21 protein-coding genes are annotated in these 19,146 nt (G+C 31.8%); 8 read left to right on the forward strand and 13 right to left on the reverse strand.

The annotated features are described in order from the left end of the window. Positions 1–97 precede the first annotated feature (97 nt). The gene (locus tag KLA_RS14000) at positions 98–2,182 is read right to left on the reverse strand and encodes a M13 family metallopeptidase (RefSeq protein WP_034646473.1); all 2,085 of its coding nucleotides are present in this window, start codon (positions 2,180–2,182) and stop codon (positions 98–100) included. A 245-nt stretch (positions 2,183–2,427) separates the two neighbouring features. Here KLA_RS14000 and KLA_RS14005 point away from each other — a divergent pair, with 245 nt between their 5' ends. The 4 genes from KLA_RS14005 (at position 2,428) to KLA_RS14020 (ending at position 4,478) form a co-directional block, all read left to right on the forward strand. Beyond that, positions 2,428–2,871 carry a molybdenum cofactor biosynthesis protein MoaE gene (locus KLA_RS14005; protein WP_034646475.1) on the forward strand — a complete coding sequence of 148 codons (444 nt, stop codon included), beginning with the start codon at positions 2,428–2,430 and terminating at the stop codon, positions 2,869–2,871. 2 nt (positions 2,872–2,873) lie between these two features. Further along, a complete protein-coding gene (gene moaC, locus KLA_RS14010) occupies positions 2,874–3,302 on the forward strand; it encodes a cyclic pyranopterin monophosphate synthase MoaC (protein WP_034646477.1) in 429 nt (142 codons plus the stop codon). 7 nt (positions 3,303–3,309) lie between these two features. After that, positions 3,310–4,038, forward strand: a complete 729-nt coding sequence (locus KLA_RS14015) for a hypothetical protein (protein WP_034646478.1) — start codon at positions 3,310–3,312, stop codon at positions 4,036–4,038. 137 nt (positions 4,039–4,175) lie between these two features. Then, positions 4,176–4,478, forward strand: a complete 303-nt coding sequence (locus KLA_RS14020) for a hypothetical protein (protein ID WP_034646479.1) — start codon at positions 4,176–4,178, stop codon at positions 4,476–4,478. A gap of 1 nt (position 4,479) precedes the next feature. On the opposite strand, the gene KLA_RS14025 is transcribed toward KLA_RS14020, so the two are convergent. Continuing rightward, complete coding sequence (locus KLA_RS14025; RefSeq protein WP_034646480.1) at positions 4,480–5,421, reverse strand: NAD-dependent epimerase/dehydratase family protein; 942 nt, start codon at positions 5,419–5,421, stop codon at positions 4,480–4,482. A 152-nt stretch (positions 5,422–5,573) separates the two neighbouring features. Here KLA_RS14025 and KLA_RS14030 point away from each other — a divergent pair, with 152 nt between their 5' ends. Both KLA_RS14030 and KLA_RS14035 read left to right on the forward strand, forming a co-directional pair. Beyond that, the gene (locus KLA_RS14030; protein ID WP_152536855.1) at positions 5,574–6,077 is read left to right on the forward strand and encodes a hypothetical protein; all 504 of its coding nucleotides are present in this window, start codon (positions 5,574–5,576) and stop codon (positions 6,075–6,077) included. After that, positions 6,070–6,558, forward strand: coding sequence for a nuclear transport factor 2 family protein (locus KLA_RS14035; RefSeq protein WP_013621141.1), 489 nt, complete (start codon positions 6,070–6,072; stop codon positions 6,556–6,558). Before KLA_RS14030 ends, KLA_RS14035 begins: the two co-directional genes overlap by 8 nt. A gap of 73 nt (positions 6,559–6,631) precedes the next feature. On the opposite strand, the gene KLA_RS14040 is transcribed toward KLA_RS14035, so the two are convergent. Both KLA_RS14040 and hflX read right to left on the reverse strand, forming a co-directional pair. Continuing rightward, positions 6,632–7,330, reverse strand: a complete 699-nt coding sequence (locus KLA_RS14040) for a hypothetical protein (protein ID WP_034646484.1) — start codon at positions 7,328–7,330, stop codon at positions 6,632–6,634. Between the two features lie 385 nt (positions 7,331–7,715). After that, positions 7,716–8,927 carry a GTPase HflX gene (hflX, locus tag KLA_RS14045; protein ID WP_013621139.1) on the reverse strand — a complete coding sequence of 404 codons (1,212 nt, stop codon included), beginning with the start codon at positions 8,925–8,927 and terminating at the stop codon, positions 7,716–7,718. A gap of 119 nt (positions 8,928–9,046) precedes the next feature. On the opposite strand from hflX, the gene KLA_RS14050 reads away from it, so the two are divergent. After that, positions 9,047–9,982, forward strand: a complete 936-nt coding sequence (locus tag KLA_RS14050; RefSeq protein WP_013621138.1) for an endonuclease — start codon at positions 9,047–9,049, stop codon at positions 9,980–9,982. 8 nt (positions 9,983–9,990) lie between these two features. On the opposite strand, the gene KLA_RS14055 is transcribed toward KLA_RS14050, so the two are convergent. Beyond that, on the reverse strand, positions 9,991–10,704 hold the full coding sequence (locus KLA_RS14055) for a 3'-5' exonuclease (RefSeq protein ID WP_034646487.1): 714 nt from the start codon (positions 10,702–10,704) through the stop codon (positions 9,991–9,993). 122 nt (positions 10,705–10,826) lie between these two features. Between KLA_RS14055 and KLA_RS14060 the strand changes: the two genes are divergently transcribed. Then, positions 10,827–11,579, forward strand: a complete 753-nt coding sequence (locus KLA_RS14060) for a hypothetical protein (RefSeq protein WP_034646488.1) — start codon at positions 10,827–10,829, stop codon at positions 11,577–11,579. Between the two features lie 56 nt (positions 11,580–11,635). On the opposite strand, the gene KLA_RS14065 is transcribed toward KLA_RS14060, so the two are convergent. The 8 genes from KLA_RS14065 to hemB form a co-directional block, all read right to left on the reverse strand. After that, on the reverse strand, positions 11,636–12,106 hold the full coding sequence (locus KLA_RS14065) for a methylated-DNA--[protein]-cysteine S-methyltransferase (protein ID WP_034646523.1): 471 nt from the start codon (positions 12,104–12,106) through the stop codon (positions 11,636–11,638). Then, positions 12,106–13,269 (reverse strand): CNNM domain-containing protein, encoded by a 1,164-nt coding sequence (locus KLA_RS14070; protein WP_013621134.1) that lies wholly within the window; start codon positions 13,267–13,269, stop codon positions 12,106–12,108. Before KLA_RS14070 ends, KLA_RS14065 begins: the two co-directional genes overlap by 1 nt. A gap of 119 nt (positions 13,270–13,388) precedes the next feature. Next, a complete protein-coding gene (locus KLA_RS14075) occupies positions 13,389–13,658 on the reverse strand; it encodes a hypothetical protein (RefSeq protein ID WP_013621133.1) in 270 nt (89 codons plus the stop codon). A gap of 100 nt (positions 13,659–13,758) precedes the next feature. Beyond that, on the reverse strand, positions 13,759–14,637 hold the full coding sequence (locus tag KLA_RS14080) for an AraC family transcriptional regulator (RefSeq protein ID WP_034646489.1): 879 nt from the start codon (positions 14,635–14,637) through the stop codon (positions 13,759–13,761). 85 nt (positions 14,638–14,722) lie between these two features. Next, on the reverse strand, positions 14,723–15,637 hold the full coding sequence (locus KLA_RS14085; protein WP_034646490.1) for a sialate O-acetylesterase: 915 nt from the start codon (positions 15,635–15,637) through the stop codon (positions 14,723–14,725). A gap of 174 nt (positions 15,638–15,811) precedes the next feature. Next, a complete protein-coding gene (locus KLA_RS14090) occupies positions 15,812–17,110 on the reverse strand; it encodes a hypothetical protein (protein ID WP_034646491.1) in 1,299 nt (432 codons plus the stop codon). Between the two features lie 80 nt (positions 17,111–17,190). After that, positions 17,191–17,940 (reverse strand): hypothetical protein, encoded by a 750-nt coding sequence (locus tag KLA_RS14095; protein ID WP_034646493.1) that lies wholly within the window; start codon positions 17,938–17,940, stop codon positions 17,191–17,193. Between the two features lie 206 nt (positions 17,941–18,146). Then, complete coding sequence (gene hemB, locus KLA_RS14100) at positions 18,147–19,136, reverse strand: porphobilinogen synthase (RefSeq protein ID WP_013621128.1); 990 nt, start codon at positions 19,134–19,136, stop codon at positions 18,147–18,149. Between the last annotated feature and the right edge of the window lie 10 nt (positions 19,137–19,146).

Raw genomic sequence — 19,146 nt, forward strand, 5'->3', positions numbered from 1 at the left:
AACTAAATAAGTAGTTATGAATCAATAAAAACAAGTAAAGGCTACTCTTTTAGGAGTAGCCTTTACTTTATAAAATTGTGTGATTGTTAGTTTAAAACTACCAAATACGTACTCTTTTTTCTGGAGCAACATACATAGGATCTCCTTCTTTAATATCAAATGCTTCATAAAAGGCATCAATATTTAATAAAGGTTGTACCGCTCTAATCATTCCTGGAGAATGCGGATCTGTTTTTACTTGGTTACGTAAAGCCTCATCTCTAGATTTAGTTCTCCAAACAGTAGCCCAAGACATAAAGAAACGTTGTTCTGCTGTAAAGCCATCTATATCTTCTGGTCTTCCGTTTTCTTCAAATAATAGTTGTAAACCATCATAAGCACCTAAAACACCACCTAAATCACCAATATTTTCACCTAAAGTAAATTTACCGTTTACATAAACGCTATCTAACACCTCTAAGTTACTGTACTGTGCAGCTAAAGCATCACCTCTTTCTGTAAAAGCAGCTAAATCTTCATCTGTCCACCAGTTTTTAAGATTACCATCTGCATCAAAACGAGCACCACTATCATCAAAAGCATGAGATATTTCATGACCAATTACAGCACCAATACCACCATAATTAACAGCGTCATCTGCAGTATAGTTATAAAAAGGAGGTTGTAAAATTGCAGCAGGAAAAACAATCTCATTGTTCATTGGGTTAAAATATGCATTAACAGTTTGCGGAGACATTCCCCACTCACTCTTATCTACTGGCTCTCCAATTTCTGCAAAGTTTTTATCTCTACCCCATTTAGCCACAGCTGTCATATTCTCAAAATAAGATTTATCTGCAGCTACTTCCATAGCAGAATAATCTTCCCATTTGTCTGGGTATGCAATTTTTACAGTGAATTTGTCTAATTTTTCAATTGCTTTAACCTTAGTATCCTCGCTCATCCAATCTAATTTCTTAATTCGGTTTTTATAAGCGGTAATTACATTAGCAATCATTTTCTCTGCCTTAACTTTTGCTTCTGGCGGAAATTTAGCATCAACATATAATTTACCTAAAGCCTCACCCACTGTACCGTTTACAGTTGCTAAAGCACGCTCATCTGCTGGGCGTTGTTTTTTAGCACCTCTTAAATACTTGCTGTAAAACTCCCAACTAGCAGTTTCTGTAGCTGTAGTTAACCTACCTGCAGCACCGTTAAAAGTGTCCCATTTTACAAGAGTTTTTAAATCTTCAATAGGTGTGTTTTTTAATAATTTATCTAATGCAGCTGTGTACTTTAGTTGTGTTACCAAAATAGTATCAAACTCTTTTGTCATTCCTAAATCTGCAATCATTTTTTTAACATCTAAAGAAGATAGCATTGCATCTGTTTCTGCAACAGTTTTAGGGTTGTTAAAGTTTCTTGCATCACGACTCTCTACTTTGTCTAAACGAGGTTCTGCCAATTTAGTTTCTAAAGCTAAAATAGTTACAGCCGCTTGGTCTGCATCTTCTTTAGAATCTCCTAACATTTGTAACATTTTAGAAACGTACTTTTTATACTGTTCTCTAATTTCTTTAGACTTACTATCTTGTTCTAAATAGTAGTCACGGTCTGGTAAACCAAGGCCAGCACCACCCATATAAACAGCATTCATTGCAGAGTTATTTAAATCTGCACGTACACTAAACCCAATAAACGGAGAAGAAACCGCTGGATTTTTTGCTAGAACTGTTTGTAAATCTGATAAGTTTTTAACTTCCTCTATTGCTTTTAAAGCAGGCTTTATTGGGTCTATACCAGCCTTATTTCTTGCTGTAGTATCTAATTTTGTTTCAAAAATAGCTAAAGCTTTAGCTTGGTCTGTGTCTGCACCGTACTTGCCACTTTCTTTAGCATCTTTAATAATTTCTAAAACATCTGCATCTGTAGACTTACGAAGTACAGAAAAACCTCCCCAACTAGATCTATCGTCCGGAATTTCTGTATTCTTCATCCAACTACCATTAACATAGTTGTAAAAATCTTGCTTAGGATCCACATTGGTATCCATATTCTCCAGTACAATACCAGGAATTTTTACTACTTCTTTAGTTTCTGTTTCTGTTGCTGCTGTTTCTTTTTTACCATCTTTACATGAGGTAACCGCCAAAGCACCAACCAAACCTACCATAAGTAGTGATTTGTTAGTAATTTTCATTGTTCTGTTTTTAAGAGTTAATTAGTCCTTAGATTCTAAACAAGTTAGCATCTACACAAAAATAACAAAAAGATAAAATAAAGCGCTATATAGTATGTTAATTACATTTTTAATACTTACTTATTGTATTTAAATAAAAGATTATCAATGATTTTTGCAACTACTCTATATTATACAAGCAACAATTATCATTAAAAAACAGTATTTTTACTTTTTGCAAAACAAACAGTTTTTACATTAGATTTATGAAGAATGATAAAATAAAAAATGTGTTTAAAGAAGGTGCAATATCTAGTGCCTTTATTGGTGACGCTATTGCAAAACACCAAAGTAAAACACAAATTGGTGCTCATAACATATTTTTAGGCCAAGTAAGGCAAGATAAAATTGATAACAATACTGTAAAAGCTATAGAATACACTGCTTATGAAGAAATGGCTAATCTTAAATTTCATGAAATAAAAGAAAATACTTTTTCTAAATTTAACATTACCTGTATGCATATTTACCACAGTAAAGGTATTGTTAATGTTGGTGAAATATGTTTGTTTGTTTTTGTTTCTGCTCCACACAGGCAGGTTGTTTTTGATGCGCTTAATTATGTTGTAGAAGAAATTAAAGCAGAAGTACCTGTATTTGGCAAAGAAATTTTTGAAGACAGTTCTTACCAATGGAAAGTAAATAAATAATAATGGTAGATATTACACACAAAGCTATTACGCTTAGAACAGCTGTTGCACAAGCTGTAGTTAAAGTAAGTTCACAAGCAACTATAGATGCTATTAATACTAAAACTGTACCTAAAGGAGATGTTTTTGCTATGAGCAAAGCTGCTGGCTTACTTGGTGTAAAAAAAACACCAGAATTATTGCCAGATTGCCACCCTTTACCAATTGAGTATACAGATATTAGCTACCAAATTAATGATCTAGAAATTACAGTGTTAATTACGGTAAAAACAAACTACAAAACTGGCGTAGAGGTAGAAGCCATGCACGGCGCAAGTGTTGTGGCGTTAAATATGTACGACATGCTAAAACCTATAGACAAAGGCATAGAAATACACCATATAAGGCTTTTAAAGAAAACAGGTGGTAAGTCTGATATTACCAATAAGTAAAGTAGTAATGAACGAAGCTCTTAACATAAATGAAATAATTAAACAAAGTCCTCATTCAATTTACTTGAATGGACACAATCAGATTGTTTGTGGAATTAGTATGATTCATTTTGCTTCACATCAATTTAACTCGAGTTATGTAATTCAAAATTTAAACATTTTGAAAGAACTATGTCAATTAAAAAAAGAAGAAGTACCAAAAAACCAGACGAAAATAGAAGGTTTTGCTCTTAATGGACTGATTGACTCAATAAAAATATCAATCTGTTTTGAAAACATTGCAAAATCAAAATTATTAGTTGCTGGATACATAATACATGAAATTGACAAAATTAAATTTCCTGAACTAGCAAAAAAACAAAAAAAAGAACCAATAAAAATAAATGAAATTAAAAAAAACTGGAGTGAAAAAAACAATAATCCATCAGCAGTTAAAGCCTTATATGGGCTTAGATTAAAAACAATAAACTACAGCTTGATATTAAAAAACAAAAAATATAATTCACGCTTAAATATAAATGATGCGAATTTAAAACATCTTATTCAACTCAACGATTTGAGGAATGAATTACATTTTCATAATTCATTAAGTTTTAAGTTAAATAATTTCTCTTTTGTACGCTATTCAGAACTAAATGATATAGTAGCAATTAATTCAAACGAGTTTATAAAAAATTTGGCTAAACTTATTAATTTAAAAAAAGAAAATCTAACTCCGAAATTCACACTAAAATAAAGTTAAATGTAACTAGCAGAAATTTTCTTATATATTTTACTTATTGATAACTCTATTGGTTTTGCATTTTTAAGATAATAAACTAATTTTAGTAACTCGCATACTGCGTGTATTACAATTCTCTAAATATATTAGTTATGAATAATCTTAAACGGGTAATTGTAGATTTTAAAAAGCTAACTCCCGAAGTCTTAAAATTATTGGTAGAGCGTTATCCGGCAGGATATGGCGATAATGATATTATTGTTTTTAAAAACGCCAAAAATGAAACCATAGAAGCTGTAGAAGTATTAACTAACAACACTAAATACCTTGTGAAAATTAGTGCCAAGCTAGAGCATACTATGGAAAATTATGACGAGGATGACTATGAGGACTTTAGTAATGATGACCCCACAGCCATCCCAGACATAAATTTAAACTCTAGTAATGATGAGTAATTTAGTTCGCTAAATTCTTTAACATTGTTTCTGTGGTTTTTTCTAAGTCAAATTCTGCTTTCCAACCCCAATCTTTTTCTGCTGTAGAAGCATCAATACTTTGCGGCCAAGAATCTGCTATTTCTTGTCTAAAATCTACATTATAATCAATTTTAAACTCTGGTATTTGTTTTTGTATGCTTGCAGCAATTTCTGTTGGCGTAAAACTCATTGCTGCTAAGTTGTATGATGAGCGTTCTTTTATGTTTTCTGCTTCAGTTTCCATAATAGAAACAGTAGCTCTAATAGCATCATCCATAAACATCATTGGCAGTTTTGTGTCTTCAGACAAAAAACAAGTATATGCCTTGTCCTCTAATGCTTTATGGTATATTTCTACAGCATAATCTGTAGTTCCGCCACCTGGCTGTGTTTTCCAACTAATTAACCCTGGGTAACGCAAACTACGTACATCTACACCATATTTACTATGGTAATAACTACACCAACGCTCACCAGATTGTTTACTAATACCATAAACTGTACTTGGTTCCATTATAGTATTTTGTGGTGTATTTTCTTTTGGCGTATTAGGTCCAAAAACTGCAATACTAGATGGCCAAAATATTTTATTAATTTTTTTGTCTTTTGCTAAGTTTAAAACATTAAAAAGAGATCCCATATTTAAATCCCATGCACGCATAGGAAACTTTTCTGCAGTAGCACTTAACATAGCAGCCATAAGGTATACCTCTTCTATTTCATAATGCATCACAACATTTTCTATAGCCTTATAATCGGTAGCATCTAAAAGCTCAAAAGGTCCGCTAGACATAAGATCCTCACCACCCTCTCTAATATCACTAGCAACTACATTATCGTTACCATGTTTTTCTCTTAAAGCTAAAGTAAGCTCTGTACCTATTTGCCCACAGGCACCTATAATTAAGATAGATTTTTGCACAATAATTGGTGTTCTAAAGTTAGGCTACAAAGATATATTTATTAAATTAACTTTAGTGGTAATTACATATTTACTACTTATTTAACTAAATTTATAAATGAATTGAAAGTGAACAAACTTCTTATCTTATTCTTTTTTTATACTTTCGTCTTATGAAGAGATTTTTCCTTTTTTTTATATTGATTTTTAGCGTTATTTCTTGCAAAAATACCAAGAAAGAAACCGTAAAAGAAGTGCAAGTTTTAGATGAAATTACTTTTAATGCTAAAAAGCTACCAAAAAAAATAAAGCTAGACCCCAAAGTAATTCCTGTTTTAGAAAATTGGCAAGAGTATAAAGATTTTAATACTGCCATAGATGGTATGTACAAGGCAGAAAATGATGAAGACTTACGTTTAACTTTAGACCAAATTATTGAAGCTCAAAAAAAGTTAGAAAAATCTGCTTATCCTGAAGAGTTTAACAAACCTCATATTAAAAGTAGGCAAACTGTTGTTAAAACCTACACCTTAAAAACTAAGGCAGCAATAGAGTATAGTTTAGATGTTTTAGAACCAGCCTCTGAGCTAATTGTTGCTTACAACAACTTTAGAAACCAGTTTAACATTATTGCTAACAATACTTTAGACACTAATTTAATTTTAGAAAATGAATAAAAAGCTATTATTACTTATTATGCTAGTTGCAAGTTTACAAGTAACTGCTCAAAAAACTGAAATTAATACGGTTGTAGATGCTTGGCATAAGGCTGCCGCCGATGCTAATTTTGATACTTACTTTGGCTTAATGACAAAAGATGGTGTTTTTATAGGTACAGATGCAACAGAAAACTGGCAAAATAAAGATTTTAGAGCTTTTGCTAAACCTTATTTTGACAAAGGAAAGGCGTGGAGTTTTACGGCTCTAGAACGCAATATATACCTAGATAAATCTAAAAAAATTGCTTGGTTTGATGAGTTGCTAGATACCCAAATGGAGATTTGCCGTGGTTCTGGTGTTCTTAAAAAAGTAAAAGGAAAATGGAAAATAGCTCACTATGTTTTATCTATTGCCATACCAAATGATAATGTTAGTAAGGTGGTTGAACTTAAAAAAGATAAAGACCTAGAGCTAAAAAAGCAATTAAAACAAAAATAAAAGCTATAAAAATATAAGACAATAAAAAAAGGAGTGCTAACAGCACTCCTTTTTTTATTCTATAATGGTACTATTATTTTTTAGGTGTCTCTACATCTGCCTTTCTTGCCTCAATAGCTTGCATGCTTAAGCTAGCCAAGTTAAAGTTAGGCGCAATTGCTAATGCTTCATTAATTAATGCCAAAGCAACATCTGGTTTAGACTGGTCATTGTTATACTCAATTAATGCTTTTAAATGTAAAAAAGCTGCTTTAATAGGCACTTCATAAGGTTGTTGTCTTTCATAAAAAGCATATTTCATATCATCTTTAGCGTTAGCCAAACCATACTCAATATTAACTAGAGCACCTGCCTTGTCTCCTGTTTGTATTTTTAAATCTGCCAACTCATACGCTAAAAAAGTATTAGGTGTTCTTTTGTTTAAAATTTCAAACTGGGCTATAGCTCTTTTTACATCTCCTAAAGCTTTTAAAGCTAAAGCTCTTACTTGTACAGCAAGGTTAGAGTCACTGTCTTTTGTATCTACACCAATTACACGCAATGCTTGCATATTTTGGTTACTGTTTACATATAAAAATGCCAAAGTATCTTTACGTGCCTCACTAGGCTCCAAAACATTTAGGTGTGTAATGGCATTAATTATACCTTGTGTATCTCCTTGAGACTTCATTTGCTTGTAAAACGCTTTATAATGCGTTAATAAGTCGCTCTTAGTTTGTGCGCCCATACTTACCGTAAAAAGCAACACAACTGCAATAATTATCTGTTTCATTCTCATATTTTTAGTGAGTCAAAACTATAAAAATTATTCAAGTAAACACTAAAAAAAAATACAAGGAAGGTTATAATACTAAAAAAGCCCTCTAAAGAGGGCTTATAGGTTAAATTTGATAATAAGATTTGGGATCTTTTTATATCATTTTTATGAAAAGGCCAGATTTGGGAAAAAAGGCGTTTTAATATCGTTTGTGCAATTTTAAAATTTAGATTTTTACAACCCTTATTTCTTAATTACAGTGTAAAGATATGGCGAACCTTAAAAGTCTGGCAATTTATGTTGTGAACATGCTCTATTCTGTTGTATAAAAAATAAGCGGTTCATTTTCTCCGATAAAGTGCGCTTTTCTAGATAAATAGTAATTTATTTACGCTAACATTTAATATTCATCTAAATGCTCTGGGTATAAAAAGTTGTTGTAAGGAAAACGCGTTACGTGTATGTCTCTAACCTCATCATAAACCCTTTTTCTAAACGTATCTAAATTTTCATTATTTAATGCAGATATAAACAAAGCCCTATCGCCTACTTTCTGCATCCACGTTTTTTTCCACTCTTCTAATGTAAAATGTATTTTGGTTTTTTCGGTTACCAAATCATCATCATCTATAGTCTCATGTGTAAACTGATCTATTTTATTAAAAACAATAATAGTTTTTTTGTCATCAGCCTTAATTTCTTCTAAAATTTTATGTACAGATGCAATGTGGTCCTCAAAATTAGGGTGTGATATGTCTACAATATGCAATAACAAATCTGCCTCCCTAACCTCATCTAAGGTACTTTTAAAACTTTCTACAAGTTGCGTTGGTAATTTTCTAATAAAACCTACAGTATCACTTAATAAAAATGGCAAGTTCCCCAATACAACTTTACGTACAGTAGTATCTAATGTTGCAAATAGTTTATCTTCAGCAAAAACATCACTTTTACTTACCACATTCATTAATGTAGATTTACCTACGTTTGTATAGCCAACCAAAGCAACTCTAACTAAAGCTCCACGGTTACCACGTTGGGTTTCCATTTGCCTATCAATTTTAGACAGTTTCTTTTTAAGTAACGTAATACGGTCACGTACAATACGCCTATCTGTTTCTATTTCTGTTTCACCAGGACCGCGCATACCAATACCACCTTTTTGACGCTCTAAGTGTGTCCATAAACCTGTTAATCTTGGTAAAAGGTATTCATACTGTGCCAGTTCTACCTGTGTTCTAGAATAGCTTGTTTGCGCACGTTGGGCAAAAATATCTAAGATAAGGGTTGTTCTATCTACTATTTTACATTTTAAATGGCGCTCTATATTACGCTGCTGGCCAGGTGTTAGCTCATCATCAAAAATAACAGAACCAATTTTATGTTCTTCTACATACTGTGCAACCTCATCCATTTTACCACTACCTATATATGTTTTAGGATTGGGCTTATCTATTTTTTGTACAAAACGCTTGTAAACTTCTCCTCCGGCAGTGTAGGTTAAAAACTCTAGTTCATCTAAATATTCTTTTACCTTTTGCTCTGTTTGTGTGCTACTTATAACTCCTATAAGTACCGCTCTTTCATATTCTACGACTTTCTTCTCTAGCATATGTTTAATTTATAATGCAAATCTAATCAATACTTGCTAAGCTATTTTTGTATTTTAGCATCTAATATTAAAAAGTAAACACTTTTTTTACTACTTTAAAATAAAAAAATAAGATTAATTTGGTAACAATTGCCTTTTACAATTTAGAAAATCTGTTTGATACTATTGATGACCCCACAACTTTAGATGATGATTTTACTCCTAAAGGTGAAAAAAGATGGACAAATAATAGGTACAAGAAAAAGGTTTTTAAACTCACAAAAACCATATCGGAAATAGGAACACATAACACAAAAGAACCTCCTGTACTTATTGGTATTGCAGAAGTGGAAAATGAAAATGTTGTTAAAGACCTTGTTACTAATAGTAATTTAGAACGTATAAATTATGATTACGTGCATTATGATTCTCCTGATGAGCGTGGCATAGATACCGGATTAATTTACAATAAAGATTATTTTACGGTTTTACATTCTGAGCCTATACACGTACATATTATAAACACTAATGGCGATGTAGATAATACAAGAGATATACTTTATGTACACGGTAAATTAAATGGTGAAGAAGTACACGTTTTTGTAAACCATTGGCCATCTAAAAGAGAAGGCAAAATTACTACAGATTATAAGAGAATTGAAGCTGCAAAAGTGCTTATTAACTTTATGGCTAAAATTGAAGAAAAAAATCCAAACCCTAATTACATAGTTATGGGTGATTTTAATGATAGTCCAAAATCTGATAGCATACAAACATTAATGGATACAAATAAGTTTTATAACCCTAGTGAGCATTTACTAACTTTTGAGAAAGGGAGTGCCAGCTACAAGAGAAAATGGAGCTTATTTGATCAGATTATTATATCTCATAGTTTTTTAAATTATGAAAAAGGAACGCATAGTTTTTTAGAAGCTAATATTTTTGATGAGCATTTTTTAACCGAGTTTGACGGCAAGTTTAAAGGCACACCATTTAGAACATATGTTGGCCGTAAATACGTTGGTGGTTACAGTGATCATTTTCCTGTTTTTATACAGCTTAAGTACAATGAGTAACTAGTGGTTTACACTCGTTTAATTTCATCATCTACCAATAAGTCCTCATTGCGTAGCCTAAGAAAAACTTGGGCTATTGCAATAACATCCAATTCGCAATACTTTACAATACGGTCTATATTATTATCTATATAAAAAACATCCCTAACCATACTACCATCAATATCCTCTTTAGGTGATGGTACACCAAGCACATTGGTCATTAGCTTTAATGAAGTGTAATGCTTAAAGTCTCCAAATTTCCAAAGTTCCATAGTGTCTATATGCGGCACCTCCCAAGGTTTTTTACCAAATAAATTAAGTTTTGGTGGTAAATCTATACGGTTAATAACCATACGCCGCGCAATGTAAGGAAAATCAAACTCTTTACCATTATGTGCACACAAAACGTATTTAGGTGATGCAAAATGCGTGGTTAGCAGGTTTTTAAATTCTTTTAGCAGAATATCTTCTTCTCCAAAAAAAGTAGTCACTCTAAAATTACGTACATCTCCTTTTGTGTTAAAATACCCTACAGATATACATACTATTTTACCAAATTCTGCCCAAATACCTGCCCTATCATAAAATTCTTCAGGCGTAAAGTCGTCTTGCCTTTTATAGGCTGTTTTTTGTGCCCATAGTTCTTTTTTTTTATCTGTCATTTGGTTATAATCCTCATACTCAGGCACTGTTTCAATATCTAAAAAAAGCACATGTTCCAGATTAATTTTATGAAGCATAGTTATGGTTTAGTGTTAAAAGAAAACTGAATATAAGTATAAATAACCGTTTATCGAAATATACTATTCTTAGTCAATAAAATCTTACAAATACAGTTAATTAAAAAACAACTTACATACTTATGAAATTAAAATTATTACCATTAGCCTTAATTGCTGCAACATTTTTTTCTTGTTCTAGTAGTGATGATAGTGATGACACCAATAATGTAGATGATACAGAAAGTTCTGAAGAACAAAACACTAACTGTAGTGAAATTGAGAACTATGTTTTTATTGAAAAAGATGGTCTTATTAGCGTGGAGTTTGAAAACGCTGTGTTTACAGATAACTGGACTCAAAAAAATGACGGGAACAACGTATCTGGAAAAGGATATATGGTTTGGGAAGGAGATCAATACTTAGGAAAACCTGGAGAAGGTTTGGCTACGTATAGCATTAAAATTACCAATCCGGGTACATACCGTTTTATGTGGAAATCTGCCGTAAAAAAAGGAGATAGCGGATCTGACCATAATGATACTTGGTTACGTTTTGCAGATGCAGATGATTTTTTTGGCAAAAAAGAAGGTAGCACAGTATACCCAAATGACACAGGTAAAACTCCAAACCCTAAAGGATCTTCTAAAGACGGTTGGTTTAAAGTATACCGAAGTGGTAACGATTTAGATTTTAAATGGCAAGCAAGTACCTCTGACAATGATAGTCATCCTATTTTTGTGACCTTTAACAACGCTGGTACATACACTATGGAGGTATCTGCAAGATCTTCTGGGCACGCTATAGATAAATTTGTTTTATTTGAAGAGAGTATAAAACAATCTGACGCCACAGCAGATGATGTAAAATCTAGTGAAATTACGTGTAAAAACTAAATACTTACTATAGTAGGTAAAGGAGTCAATTTTTATAAGTTGACTCTTTTTTTATTTTAAAATAAAGAGGTTTGTGTAACAGGACTCTCATGCTCTAACAACCATTTTTTACGGTGTAAGCCACCTGCGTAACCTGTTAAAGAACCATCGCTACCAATTACTCTATGACAGGGAACCATAATCCACAAGGGGTTTTTACCATTTGCAGATGCAACAGCTCTTATAGCTTTTGGATCTCCCAAAATTTTAGATAATTCTAAATAAGAATATGTTTTACCGTACGGTATTTGCAAAAGCGCATCCCATACTTTTTTTTGAAAATCTGTACCAGCAGGATTTAAAGTTAAACTAAACGTAGTGCGTTCTCCTCTAAAATATTCTTGTAGTTGGTAAACAGCATCTTCAAGCACTTCTGGAATTACTTCCGTTATTTCGCCATCATCAAAAACAGAAATTACAGAAAGTCCGTCTTCATCGCCTTCTAATTTAGCAATACCTAACGGAGTCTTTATGTAAGCTGTTTCTATCATTTTGTATCTTCAGCAGCATCTGGTTTTGTTTCAGAAGTATCTGTTTTACCATCTTCTTCAACAATTAGCCCCATTTTTTTAGCTCTGTTCTCCCAATTTTTTCTGGCCAGAGATTGTAGATCCGCAATATGGTCACTCTCATCCATAATCTCCATTCCTAACAAAGTTTCTATAACATCTTCCATAGTAACCAAACCACTTACGGAGCCATATTCATCTACAACCAAAGCAACGTGTTCTCTCTTCTTTATAAACGTCTCAAACAACTGCGGAATAGGTGTATTACGTTCCGTTGCTAAAATTTCTCTTTTTATACTAGACAAAGGAGAATTCCCGTTTTTATTAATAACCTCTTCTAATATATTATCTTTTAATACAAAACCAGTTATATTATCTAAAGAGCCACTGTATATTGGAATTCTAGAAAAACGCATTTTAGGATTAGCTTCATAAAACTCCCCTATTGTAGCTGTTTCTGCCGCAGATTTTAAAACCGTACGTGGCGTCATTATATGCTTGGCTAAAATTTCATCAAACTCTAATAAATTACGTATAATTTTAGATTCAGATTCCTGAAAAACACCTTCTTCATGTGCAATATCTGCCATAGTTGTAAAATCTTCTCTACTTAACACACTACCGTGGTGCTCTTTACTTCCAACTAATTTAGTAAACACTTGCAATAACCAAAGTAGGCCTGTATATTTTAAAATTAAGACCATTATTTTTAATGCCTTTGTTGTAAAATTTGCTAGTTGTTTCCAGTACGTTGCACCAATAGTTTTAGGTATAATTTCTGAGGCTACTAATATTAAAATTGTCATTAAAGTAGACACAATACCAACCATTAAATCTTCTGTAAAAGTAACGCCAAAAACACTAGTTGTTGCAGTACCATACATTTCTGCATAGGCAACTTTTGCTTGTACACCCACTAAAATTGCACCAACTGTATGTGCAATTGTATTTAATGTTAAAATAGCAATTAACGGTTTATCAACATCTTTTTTTAAAGCCTCTAATTCTGTTGCAAAGCTTTTACCCTCTTTCTTTTTAACGTTTATAAATGTAGTAGTAACACTTAATAAAACCGCCTCTAGTATAGAGCACAAGAATGAAAAGAATACCGAAATAAATGCGTAAAATATTAAAAGACCCATAGTATATGATTAGATTACGAAAATAGCAAAAAGTTAGCAGTTCTATGTAATTAAAAATTACTAGTAAAGTAATACTACTTTGTAAAATATCAAAAATAAAAAAAACAGGGTATAATAATTTACATTTTAAATTTTGGCTTAACAAAATAGCGTTGTTTCTTTTTTGTTCTGTAAATAGTTAAGGTAGCCATAATGCACCAAATTAAATTAGAAACAAATGATGGTATAGCATTATAATAATAGCAGTTTATGGCTATTAAAAGTGCTCCAAAAAGATTTAAGTACTTAGCATAGTTAACGTACTTATTGTTTTCTATAAGTGTAATCCCATAAGCAAGGATTAAAAAGCCAGAACCTGACCAACCTAATACATCAATTAACAATTTCATTTTTACTAATTTGTTTCATTTATTGGGGTTAAATTATGAAGCAAATTTGCGCTATCAGGAGTTATGTATTATGATACAAATACGGCTAAAAATGGTAATTTTACGCCAGTAGTATTTTTTTTCTAAATTCGGTTGGTGTAAAGCCTTGGTGTTTTTTAAAATATTTTACAAAATTTGTAGGCTCCTCAAAACCAATTCTGTAGCCAATTTCTTTTACGCTATCCTCTGTGTGCACTAGCAAACGCTTTGCCTCTAATATTACCCTGGCATCTATCATTTGTTTAGGCGTAATATCCATTACTTTTAATGTAGCTGCATTTAAACGTTTTTGAGTTACGTTTAGTTGGTCTGCATACTTGCTTACCGATTTTTGCTCAATAAAATTTTTATCTAACAAGTCTCTAAACTTAATTACGCAATCTATATCTGGCCCCTTATTTATTTTTTTACTATGCTGATTTTGCCTTTCTCTTTCTGATAAAAGTAAAATATTCTGAAGGTAATTTCTAAGTATATCAGATTGGTAATTATCTATACTCGCCTGTAGTTCTTCTTCTATAAATTGAAAAAGACCTGTATAAATAGATGTAAGTTTGTGCACTTGTATGGTAGAGATAGAATACAGATCGTTAAAAAGCATGTTACTTCTTAAAAACTTTGTGTCTTCATCGGTCTTACAAAAAAAGTTATCTGTAAACAGTAAAACTACACCCTCTACTGCCACATCCGCATCAAAACATTGTACACTATTTTTATCTACAAATAAAATTGAGTTTGGTTTAATGTCTATAGGGTTAAAATCTACCATATGTTTGGGATTTCCTTTTTTAAACCATATAATTTGATAAAAATCTGCTCTGTGAGGAACTATTAAATCATCAAAAAAATTGTTGTACAAGTCTGCAAGGTTTACCAACTCAAACTCTTGTGGCAACCCTTCTTTAAAACCATGTTTTTGAATTACTGATGGTGTAGACATCTGTTTACAACTTAAAAACCAAAAGTATGGTATTTTATGTTAGTATTAAAACATTACTAATGTTGTAATATAATGTGGTTGCTTTTTACTTATACTTAAGTTGTAGCATTTTCTGAGCGTATCTTTTTCCTAATTCTCGTACTCCGGCAGAATTAAAATGCACGCTATCTTTACGTGCCTCGCATTCTTTAGAAGAAACAATATGTGCAGTTGGGACTACACTTGGCAATGTATTAACTATTGGATTCATACTTGCACATTTACCTCCTTGATCTTCGTGTACCATTTCACCAGCCAGCAAAGGTACTTCTGCTGCGTTTAATGATAAATCTGCTAACATATTGTTGTAGATAGTAGCTACGTAAGATGGCCATTTTTCATCACCTGTATTGCTTTCTCCTTGGTGTAAAAGAATACCTTTTATAACACCTCTCTTTTGCGCTTGCTTAGCCAATTGTATTAAATGGTTATATGGGTTACCGCCATATGCTTTAATTTTATCTGCAAACCAATCTTCTTTATAAGTATCATCATAATTGGCATAAATTTCTTTATCAAATAACCTAATATCAGATCCGCCAACAGCAACATTTACAAGACCTATACTAATACTATCTGCTAAATTGTTAACCATTGTTTTGCCAAAATAATCTGCAGGAGATAAACCTGTGTAACATTGAGTTAAAGGAGCTACAGCCGTATACCATTCCCCTTTTTTTCTTTTAAGATTATCACAATCTAAAGACTGTAATACTTTAAAACGGCTGTTCTCCAATAAATCTTTCTTTTGTATAGTTGCAGAACCTTCCATATTAGACTGCCCAAAACATAAATAAATATGAAAATTTGGATTAAAATCTAAACTACTATCCTTTGCAATAGTAGGTTCTGTATTTTTAGTGTTAAAAGTAGTTGTAGTTAATGTTGCTGGTAAAAATGCAGTGTAAGAAGTAAACAAAAATGCAGCTAAAGCAATGTATTTTATAAATGTAAATTTCATTGTTTCAATATATTAAGCACCAACAATCTTAATTATTAGTCAACAACGAATGTAAAAATTTTAACAATTAAAAAATTAGTAAATTATGCGATATATTGATACTTTCATGAAAAAACAAAGCGTAATACTAGTTTTAAAACTCATACTACGCTTTTAAAAAAGATAATTTGTAGCTTAATCTAACAACCCTTTTGTTTTGTCCCAAAGACCTTCACCCTGTTGCAACAGCTCTTCTCCTGTTTTCTCTAAATTTTCAGAGCTTGTATACTTATTGTAATTTTTTATAAAGCTGTTAAAATTTTCTATAGCAGTAAACATTTCTTTAGTGTGTGGTACGTTTTGCTCTTCCATTAACTTTTGCCAATCTACCTCTGCTAAAAGAGACAGCATATATTTGGTTGCTATTTTGCTTAAAAAGTATTTATCATAAAAACCGTTTAATACTTTACCTGGCTCTCTATTTTTTACATATACTATAGACTCACCTAACCTTTCTTTTTCTTTAGCTGAAAGCAAATCACTTGTTTTTAATTTTTTTAAAGCAGCTATGGCTTTATCATTTTTTTCTTTTTTAAGATATAAGTAAGACTCTATAGACCAAATTACCTCATTATCTAATCCTATTTTTTTTGAGTCTTCTAAAAACATTTCAAAATCTTCTAATGCACGTTCTTCATCTATATCTCGTTCCATCATTAGCCTATCAAAACCTCTAAATAAATGATTTAAAGAGTGTAAACCAATATGGGTTTGCTCATTATTTAGATTTCCCCACTGGAACATAGCTCTTGTGTATGGCAAGTCTATACCCTCATTAGCATTTAACCAATCTATGTTTCTAGATATTTCATCTTCAGATAAGTAGTATAGTTTTTTCTCAAAAAACAAAAAGCCTCTAAAATATTGCAAAAGTGTTTTTATTTCAGAGTCTGGCAGCAATTCTGGTTTAGTTTTAGAACATTCATACAAAGAGACCTCTTTACCAATATCTCTACTTAAAATAACAATTGCACTTAAAACCGAATGCTCTATATTCTGCACATACTCTTTTTCTTTACCAGCTAAAAATTTTTTTTCTTGTGCATTAGATGCATTAAAAGCTTCTAACAATGTAGGAAACTCATCCTCATCAGTCTCCATAATAAAGTTTTCCATTTTTTTGTAATCTCTATAAATAGAAATGTAATCTAAAACAGATAAACTCTCTTGGTCATTAGAGTTGTACTTAGAAATTTTAGAGAAAACCCTATCTAAATCCGACTTAAACTCTGCAAATTCTGGAGAGACAGTGTCTTTTGCCACAGATGCTTTAATTAGTATTTTTCCAAATTTATAGGATAACACCTTGTCAGAGTCTATACTAGCTACAAGAGTTTTTTTGTCTTTAGCCAACAATTCATCATCAGTTTTATCTCCGCCAAAACAGCTATTAAATAGTATTACAATTAATAATAGTAGTAGGTTTTTTTTCATAGATAATTATTAAGATTGATGCAGTGAGGTGTAAAATTAAAAGAATAGTTTATACAATTATACCCTGTTAAAAGGGATTATTAAAGTTTACCTTCTCTTAGCTTATCAGACAGCTGACTTAAACCTATTACATTACTTATTTCTCCATTTTTAACCACAAATAGATCTTCACATAAAAGTTCACAATTCTGCTTGTTAGTTAATATCATATATGTATGAATGTCTATAAATTGATATATATGTTTGGTGTCTAGCAAATAAGAACAAACATAAATAAGCCCTTTTCTTGGAATAGAAACCAATAGCTCATTAGAGTTTAGCATTTTGTGAGCCTCTAACATATGTTTTCTACTCAATATTTTTTCACTTGAAAGCGGAGTAATTCTGGCTGATAAAATATCATACTCATTTTTTTCATCAGTGAAATCCCAATACATAAAAGGCAATTCTAAATTATCCAAATTGGTTATGCTATGTTTATCAAGCTTTTTATAGTCTTTTTCAGTTTTATTACTTGTTTTTAAATGAAAAACATCTATTTCTCCGTTTGCATCCTCTTTGCTTTTATCCATCATTACAAAAGCCTGTACAGTAGGAGCATAAATATCTTCTGATTCATAAAAAACCGAAACTAAATCATCGGTCAAATCTATTTCTTTTGTTTTTTTAGAAACCAAATACGGATAAACCATAGTATAATCCATTTCCAAATTATCAGTAATAACTTCTTTTGCAAGAGTTCTGGCTTGTGTATTAGCTGTGGGCTTTTTACGCAAATTTGTGGGTTCTGCAGGGCCAAGTCCTAAAATATTTCTTAAAAACTGTATCATATATATTGTGTTAGCACATTAAATGAGGGTATTAAACAGGACTAAACTATATATTTTTATAGGACTGCTATAATACGCACCTATTTCCGAAAGGTTTTAACCTTTATTCGTAATAAAAAATTGCATATTATAACGTATTACAAAAAAAGCTTGCTAAAAAGTGTGTTGTACTTTTTAGCAAGCCTTTATAATTTGTATTTAAAAAATTACCCTAAAATACGAATTGCATCTTTAGCAAAGTAGCTTGCAATAATATTTGCACCTGCTCTTTTTATTGCGGTAAGTTGCTCCATAACTACTGCATCATGGTTTAACCAACCTTTTTCTGCTGCTGCTTTAACCATTGCATACTCACCACTAACTTGGTAAACTGCCACTGGTACATCTACCTCATTTTTAATTTCACGTACAATATCTAAATAACAAAGTCCTGGTTTTACCATTACAATATCTGCACCTTCATCAATATCCATTTCTGTTTCTCTAATGGCTTCAAAACGGTTGGCATAATCCATTTGGTATGTTTTTTTATCCTTAGGTATATCTTTTTCATCTACTGGTGCAGAGTCTAAAGCATCTCTAAAAGGGCCGTAAAAAGCAGAGGCATACTTTGCACTGTAGCTCATAATACCAGTGTTGTAAAAACCATCATCCTCTAAAGCTTCACGTATGCTTAAAATACGTCCATCCATCATATCACTAGGTGCAACAAAATCTGCTCCTGCTTCTGCATGCGACACGCTCATTTCTGTAAGCACCTCAACAGATTCATCATTTAAAACCAACCCATTTTCTATAATACCATCATGGCCGTAAGAAGAATAAGGGTCTAAAGCAACATCTGTCATTACCAACATATCTGGACAAGCGTTTTTTACTGTTTTAACAGCACGTTGCATTAATCCGTCTGGGTTTACAGCTTCTGTACCTTTATTATCTTTTAAATTATCGGGCACTTTTGCAAAAAGTAAAACCGACTTTAAGCCCATTTTCCAAAGCTCCTTCACCTCATTTTCTAACAAATCTAAACTATACCTAAAATAATTTGGCATAGACGGTATTTCTTCTTTTATAGCTTTACCTTCTACCACAAAAAGTGGCACTAAAAAATCATCTGGAGATACTATGGTTTCACGAACCAAAGAACGGATTGCCTCGTTACTACGCAATCTTCTGTTTCTAATAATTGGATACATAATTATTGTT

This window comes from Cellulophaga geojensis KL-A, assembly GCF_000568425.1.
GTDB lineage: Bacteria > Bacteroidota > Bacteroidia > Flavobacteriales > Flavobacteriaceae > Cellulophaga > Cellulophaga lytica.

Coding starts and splice junctions, on each gene's coding strand:
- KLA_RS14000 (WP_034646473.1), bottom strand. CDS start 2,182: ATGAAAATTACTAACAAATCACTACTTATGGTAGGTTTGGTTGGTGCT.
- KLA_RS14005 (WP_034646475.1), top strand. CDS start 2,428: ATGAAGAATGATAAAATAAAAAATGTGTTTAAAGAAGGTGCAATATCT.
- moaC (WP_034646477.1), top strand. CDS start 2,874: ATGGTAGATATTACACACAAAGCTATTACGCTTAGAACAGCTGTTGCA.
- KLA_RS14015 (WP_034646478.1), top strand. CDS start 3,310: ATGAACGAAGCTCTTAACATAAATGAAATAATTAAACAAAGTCCTCAT.
- KLA_RS14020 (WP_034646479.1), top strand. CDS start 4,176: ATGAATAATCTTAAACGGGTAATTGTAGATTTTAAAAAGCTAACTCCC.
- KLA_RS14030 (WP_152536855.1), top strand. CDS start 5,574: ATGAAGAGATTTTTCCTTTTTTTTATATTGATTTTTAGCGTTATTTCT.
- KLA_RS14035 (WP_013621141.1), top strand. CDS start 6,070: ATGAATAAAAAGCTATTATTACTTATTATGCTAGTTGCAAGTTTACAA.
- KLA_RS14040 (WP_034646484.1), bottom strand. CDS start 7,330: ATGAAACAGATAATTATTGCAGTTGTGTTGCTTTTTACGGTAAGTATG.
- hflX (WP_013621139.1), bottom strand. CDS start 8,927: ATGCTAGAGAAGAAAGTCGTAGAATATGAAAGAGCGGTACTTATAGGA.
- KLA_RS14055 (WP_034646487.1), bottom strand. CDS start 10,704: ATGCTTCATAAAATTAATCTGGAACATGTGCTTTTTTTAGATATTGAA.
- KLA_RS14060 (WP_034646488.1), top strand. CDS start 10,827: ATGAAATTAAAATTATTACCATTAGCCTTAATTGCTGCAACATTTTTT.
- KLA_RS14070 (WP_013621134.1), bottom strand. CDS start 13,269: ATGGGTCTTTTAATATTTTACGCATTTATTTCGGTATTCTTTTCATTC.
- KLA_RS14075 (WP_013621133.1), bottom strand. CDS start 13,658: ATGAAATTGTTAATTGATGTATTAGGTTGGTCAGGTTCTGGCTTTTTA.
- KLA_RS14080 (WP_034646489.1), bottom strand. CDS start 14,637: ATGTCTACACCATCAGTAATTCAAAAACATGGTTTTAAAGAAGGGTTG.
- KLA_RS14085 (WP_034646490.1), bottom strand. CDS start 15,637: ATGAAATTTACATTTATAAAATACATTGCTTTAGCTGCATTTTTGTTT.
- KLA_RS14090 (WP_034646491.1), bottom strand. CDS start 17,110: ATGAAAAAAAACCTACTACTATTATTAATTGTAATACTATTTAATAGC.
- KLA_RS14095 (WP_034646493.1), bottom strand. CDS start 17,940: ATGATACAGTTTTTAAGAAATATTTTAGGACTTGGCCCTGCAGAACCC.
- hemB (WP_013621128.1), bottom strand. CDS start 19,136: ATGTATCCAATTATTAGAAACAGAAGATTGCGTAGTAACGAGGCAATC.